Source organism: Streptomyces calidiresistens, assembly GCF_014141525.1.
GTDB lineage: Bacteria > Actinomycetota > Actinomycetes > Streptomycetales > Streptomycetaceae > Streptomyces > Streptomyces calidiresistens.
Map to the genome: position 1 here is coordinate 1 of NZ_VKHS01000273.1, position 6273 is coordinate 6273.

Annotated in this window: 4 protein-coding genes and 1 pseudogene; all 5 read right to left on the minus strand. The window is 72.4% G+C overall.

What is annotated here, in order from left to right; genetic code table 11:
• Positions 1 to 583: pseudogene (locus FOE67_RS13050) on the minus strand (hypothetical protein); the annotation flags it as partial.
• 55 nt (positions 584 to 638) lie between these two features.
• Positions 639 to 2126 carry an ATP-binding protein gene (locus tag FOE67_RS13055; protein ID WP_182663796.1) on the minus strand — a complete coding sequence of 496 codons (1488 nt, stop codon included), beginning with the start codon at positions 2124 to 2126 and terminating at the stop codon, positions 639 to 641.
• 96 nt (positions 2127 to 2222) lie between these two features.
• Complete coding sequence (locus tag FOE67_RS13060) at positions 2223 to 3782, minus strand: SCO6880 family protein (RefSeq protein ID WP_182663797.1); 1560 nt, start codon at positions 3780 to 3782, stop codon at positions 2223 to 2225.
• A gap of 79 nt (positions 3783 to 3861) precedes the next feature.
• Entirely contained in the window at positions 3862 to 5079 is a 1218-nt protein-coding gene (locus FOE67_RS13065; RefSeq protein WP_228473838.1) for a hypothetical protein, read from the minus strand.
• A gap of 64 nt (positions 5080 to 5143) precedes the next feature.
• Positions 5144 to 5980, minus strand: a complete 837-nt coding sequence (locus FOE67_RS13070; protein ID WP_182663799.1) for a hypothetical protein — start codon at positions 5978 to 5980, stop codon at positions 5144 to 5146.
• Positions 5981 to 6273 lie beyond the last annotated feature (293 nt).

Genomic DNA, 6273 nt, shown 5'->3' on the forward strand with positions numbered 1-6273 from the left:
GCCCGGGGTGGTCGGAGGGCCCGGGCCGACCCACCGGCTCGGGGTGGACGGGGGTCGGGGGGAACGGTTCGGCGACCCCCGCGCCCTTCCGGGGCCCCGGCACCCCGGCCGGTCCGGGCACTCCCCCCGGGCCCCGGCGGCGGCGTCCGCGCCACCGGCCGTAGCGGATCGCGCCCCACAGGAAGCCGGCGAACAGCACGATCAGCAGGGCGGCGAAGACCAGCCACAGCAGGGCGGCGCCGGGCAGTCCGGCGGGGTCGGCGTCGGGCCACGCGGCGGGGATGTCACCCGGGGCGGTGAGGAAGGAGCGCAGGGCACCGGCCGTGCCGATGAAGGTCACGCCCTCCGGCCAGGACCCGTGCGCGACCCAACCGGCGATACCGGTGGCCGACCACACCAGCACGGTGAGCGCCGTGGCCAGGCCGAGGACGCCCACCAGCACCCCGTCCGGCACCCCACCGGCGCGTCCGCCCGGGGCCGGGCCCCGCCGTGCGGGCGGTCCGTGGGCGTCCGGGCCGTACGGGTCGTGGTTGCCGCCCGAGTGGTAACCGCCCTGCGGACCGTCGTACGGGTGGTGACTCATGTGCCTTCCGCTTCCCCCGGCTCGGTGCGCCGGCGCCCGGCCCGTCCGCTCGCCGTCAACCGGCGCCGCGCTTCTCGAAGGAGATGGCGCGCGCCTCGGTCTCCGCCTCGTAGTCGCGGTAATCCCCGTAGCCGCCGTACTCCCCGTACTCCCCGGGGCTTCCGCCCGCGGGGGTCACGGCGTCGTCGCGGGGCGCGAGGGCGCCGGAGGGCGCCGGGGGCGCGGAGGACTCGGTCATGGCGCGGTCGGTGAACACCAGCGGGCGTTCCGCCTCGGTGATCAGGTGCTTGACGACCTGCACGTTGCCGTTGACGTCCCACACCGCCATGCCGGGGGTGAGGGTGGGGATGATCTCCACCGCCCACCGCGGCAGACCGAGGACGTGACCGGTGGCCCGGGCCTCGTCGAACTTCTGCGCGTACACGGTTCTGGTGGAGGCCATCTTGAGGATCGCCGCCGCCTCCTTGGCCGCCGCGCCGTCCACCACGTCGGAGAGGTGGTGGACCACGGCGACGAAGGACAGACCCAACCGGCGGCCGAACTTCAGCAGGCGCTGGAACAACTGCGCCACGAAGGGCGAGTTGATGATGTGCCAGGCCTCCTCCACCAGGAAGATGCGCTTCTTGCGGTCGGGCCGGATCCAGGTGTGCTCCAGCCACACGCCGACGATCGCCATGAGGATCGGCATGGCGATGGAGTTGCGGTCGATGTGGGAGAGGTCGAAGACGATCAGCGGGGCGTCGAGGTCGATGCCGATGGTGGTGGGGCCGTCGAACATGCCCCGCAGGTCGCCGTCGACCAGGCGGTCCAGGACCAGGGCCACGTCCAGGCCCCAGGCCCGCACGTCCTCGGGGTCCACATTCATCGCGTCGGCGGACTCCCGTGAGGGGTGCCGCAGCCGCTCCACGATGTCGGAGAGGATCGGCTGGCGGTTGCCGCCCTCCTCCAGGATGTCGCGCCGCACGTGCGCGTGCGCGACCTTCAGGGCGAAGCCCGAGCGCTCGTCCAGGCCCCGGCCCATCGCGACCTCGATGATGGTGCGCAACAGGGCCAACTGGCCGGTGGAGGTGATGGCCGGGTCCAGCGGGTTGAGCCGGATGGAGTGCTCCAGCGCCGCCATCGGGTCCAACCGGATGGGGGTGATGCCGAGCTTCTCGGCGATCAGGTTCCACTCGCCGACGCCGTCCTCGCCCTGCGCGTCGAGGACCACCACCTGGCGGTCCCGGAAGCGCAGCTGGCGCAGGACGTAGGTCTTCTCCAGCGCGGACTTGCCGTTGCCGGACTCGCCGAGCACCAGCCAGTGCGGGGCGGGCAGTTGCTGTCCGTACAGCTGGAAGGGGTCGTAGATGTAGCCCTTGCCGCTGTAGACCTCGCGACCGATGATCACGCCGGAGTCGCCGAGGCCGGGGGCCGCGGTGGGCAGGTAGACCGCCTGGGCCTGGCCGGTGGAGGTCCGCACCGGCAACCGTGTCGTCTCCGCCTTCCCGAACAGGAAGGTGGTGAAGGCGTCGGTCAGGGCGGTGAGCGGATCACGGGGCAGCACGGCGGCACCTCCTCCTCGGCGGGCCGCCCCCCGGCGGCCCCGACTGTTCTCCCTTCCGGCGGCACGGGCGGACCGGCGGTACGGGTGCGGGTGGTCTCATCGGCGGATTCCCGTCGCGAACGGCAGGGTGTTCACGAAGGCCCGATGGTGCTCCCGGTCGCACCACTCCAGCTTCAGGTAACTCTTCCCCGCCGAGGCCCGGATAGTCCGCTTGTCGCGGGCCAGGGCCTCCGGGTGGGGGGAGGAGACGGTGAGGTACCCGACCAGGTTGACGCCGGCGGCGCCGGAGGCGAGGTCGTCGCCGCGCTGGTCGACGCGGCCGTGCGCGGCCACGTCCCGGGGGTCCACCGTGCGGTTCATCTTGGCGGCGCGGGCCGCCTCCGCCTCGTCGTTGGTCTTCTCCGTCAGCATCCGCTCGATCGCCACGTCGGTGGGTTCGAGGTCCATGCAGACGGCCACGGTGCGGATGACGTCGGGGGTGTGGACCAGCAGCGGGGCGAGGAAGTTCACGCCCACCGGGGTCAGCGGCCACTCCTTGATCCAGGCCGTGGCGTGGCACCAGGGGTCGCGGGTGCCGGACTCCCGGGTCTTGGCCTGGAGGTAGGTGGGCTGGCGGGCGTCCAACTCGGCCGGCCAGGCGTTGCGCTGGGACATCGCCTGGATGTGGTCGATGGGGTGGTCCGGGTCGTACATCGAGTGGATCAGGGAGGACAGGCGGGCCTCCCCGAGCGGCTGCCGGACCCGGATGTCGGCCTCGGTCAGACGCGCGCAGATGTCGGTCAACTCACGGGCCATGACGATCGCCAGTGCCTGGTCGCGGGACATCTTCGGCCCCCGGCCCCCGGCACGGGCGGCACGGGCGATGGTGGCCGCCTCGTTGGCGAGGTCGCGGGAGTGGTGCATGCAGGCCACGAGGTAGGCGCGGTGCTGCTCGCTGGAGGTGGACACCATCGACAGCAGGTGGTCGTAGGAGTCCTGGAGCCAGTGGGGGGCGTCGAAGTCCCCCCGATCGGCGACGTCGTTGGCGTGCGCGTCGGGGTCGGCGGGCAGCGTGCGGGCGAGCATCTGGATGCGGGTCACGTAGCCGTCGCCGTTGGCCACGTGCTTGAGCAGCGTGCCGAAGCGGTCGACCAGCGCCTCCTGGTCCTCGCTGTCGCGCAGGCCCACGCCGGGGCCCTCGATCTCTATGGCGGCCGTGACGGTCCGGCGGTCGGCGTGCAGGAGCACCGCGATCTCGTCCGGGCCGAAGGGCGCGGCGAGCCAGGTGATCCGGCCCACGCCGGGGGGCGCCCCCACGGCGATCTCCCGGCCGTTGAGCGTGATCCCCGCCTCGGGGGCGTCCGAACGGTAGGTCGCGCCGCGCTTGAGCAGGCGCCGGAAGGAGCGGTTGATCTCGAACCACCTGTAGAACGTGCGGCCGTTGTACGGCACGTACACCGCGGCCAGGGCGATCAGGGGGAAGCCCATGAGACAGACCAGCCGCACCGTCAGGTTCGGGATCAGCAGGCCGCTCATCATGCCCAGGAACGCACCGAAGATGATCAGCGCGATCTCGCCGGTCTCCCGGTTCTTGCCGATGATGGCCTGCGGCCGGGCGCGACCGATGAGGTAGGTGCGGCGGCGCGGTGGCGCCTGGGTCTGGGCGGGGGCGTTCACGAACACCTCCCTGCCCGGCGGCGGGGCGCGTACGCGCGGACCGGCACGCCGGTGCCGGTCCGGGGGCGGCGCGGGCGGGTCACGAGCCGCCCCCCGTGCGGCCGGGGCCGCCGGTGCCGGCACCGGTGCGCGGTCCCGCGCCGCCGGAGGGGCCGCGGGAGCCGTGCGCGGCCACGCCGCCGGCCAGCGGGTTGCCGGTGGCGCCTCCGCCCCCGCCGGGGCCGGCCGGGCCGGAGGGCCCCGAGGGGGCGTTCGGCCCGCGGGCGCCGTGGGTGCCCATGCCCTGGCGCAGCACGGTCGCCGGGGTGGCGATGGCGGCGGAGGCGGTGCGGTTGGCGGTGTCCCGGCGCATGGCCCGGTGGTTGACGATCTCGTCGCCGAAGCCGGGCACGAAGCGGTAGATCATCGCGGAGGCGAAGATCGCCAGCAGGATGATCGCCAGGCCGGAGACGATCGCGCCGAAGGCGCTGGGTCCCTCGGCGGTGGTCAGCGCGGAGGCCAGACCCAGCACGATCACGATGATCGGCTTGACCATGATCACCGCGATCATGATGCCCGCCCACCGGCGGACGTGACCCCACAGGTTCCGGTCCACCAGCCCGGCGTACACGGCGGTGCCCAGGAGGGCGCCGACGTAGAGGAGCGCGGCGCGGATGACCAGCTCCAGCCAGAGCACCCCCGCGGCCAGGATGGAGATCAGCGAGACGACGATCAACATGATCGGACCGCCGCCGATGTCCTCGCCGGTCTGGAGCGCGGCGGAGAACTGGCCGAAGAAGGCGTCGGAGTTGTCGCCGGTGCCGAAGGCGATGGCCTCGGTGACGCTGTCGGTGGCGGCCACCACGACGTACAGGATCAGCGGGGTGAACGCCGAGGCCATGACGGTCAGCCAGAGGTAGCCGACGGCCTCGGAGATCGCCGTGGTCAGCGGCACGCCCCGGATGGCGCGCTTGGCCACCGCCAGCAGCCACAGGGTGAGGGTCAGGACGGTGGAGGCGGCGAAGACGACGGCGTACTGGCGCAGGAAGGACGGGTTGGTGAAGTCCACCGTGGTGGTGGAGGACACCGCGGCCGACAGTTGGTCCACGATCCACGCGGCGGCGTCGGCGCAGCCGCGCGCCAGGGAGGACAGGGGGTCGAGGGTGGTGTCCAGCGGGTTGGAGAACCCCCCGCCGTCACCTTCCCCGCCACCTTCGCAGTACTCCCGAGCGGCTCCCCGGATCAAGTCGCAGGAGTCGTCACCGCTCTCCCCGGGGTCTTCCGTCTCATCGGCCCGGGCGGATACGGCCATGGCCATGTGGGCGGCGAGGAAACCCAGAAGGCCTCCCGTGATCCACCGACCCCTGTGAACCCGGGGTTGCTCAGCGTGCATAGGTGAACCCTCCGAACTCCCCGCTCGCCTCGGCCATTTCCTCGGCACTGGAAGCCCGCTGGTCCCGCGCCACCGGAACCGGGCCATCCCTCTGATCGAAGTCGACGACCCTCCAGTCGTCATTGCTCCACACCAGTTCGTAGCTGTTGGTGTACCAACCCTCGGTCACCGGCCGGGTGGATCCCTCCCCGGCCAAACCGAAGAGAGAGGTGTACCAGACCTCCACCGTCGCCGTTGTCTCGTCGAAGTCGGTGAGACGTGTACCCACTGGAATGACCCGCGCAACGAAAGTCGTGCCTTCGGGAGGCGTACCGTCCGCCGAGAGTCCGATTCGTTGCAGGAAGTCGGGGTTGGAGTAAGCCTCCTCGATGGCGGGCAGCCGTTCCTCGGCCACCGAGGGCTCGTAGATCGTGTCCACGATGACGCGGCGGGCCTCGGCGTCGAACATGCCCTCGCCGCCGAGCGCGACGGCGTAGTTGGCGGCGGCGCTCTGCGCGCCCTGCTCGGTTTGCGGGTGCCCGACGGGGATGTTGTTGACGGTGACGTCCACGGGGGACTCGCCGCTGGGCGCGGTGGGTTGGGCCTGCGTGCCGCCGGGGGCGTCGTCGGTGGGGGAGGTTCCCCCTCCGCCGCCCCCGTCCCGGTTGGCGAAGGCGAGGGCCGCGATCAGCAGCACGATCACCCCGACGACGGGGACCAGGCTGCGGCGGGCGGAGCGCGGGGGACGCCCGGAGGCGGCGTCCCGGTCGTCCTCGTGGAGGCGGGTGCGCGTCTGTGTGGGGAGTCCGCGAGCGGCCGCGTCGCGGTACTCCTCGCCGTAGCTCATGGTCGCGCCCCCTCAACGGCACCGAGTCTATTGCCTCCTCACACGACGTTAGCGCTCCTCGCGGCGAACCGAGCCCTCGCAGGTGCAATTGACCGGTTGGCGAGATGACGGTCACGTCACGCGGCCGGCCCGGCGCGGTGGGCGGGGGGTTCCGGTGTCACCCCGGGCGTCCCACCCGTCCCGCGCGTCGCCCCCCGCCCCTCCGGAGGCCGGAGCGGACCTCATCCTTCGTCATGTTCATCCAAGGATATGCCTGTTTGCTGCGAATGGTGGGGGCCCGGAGGTGGGGGTGG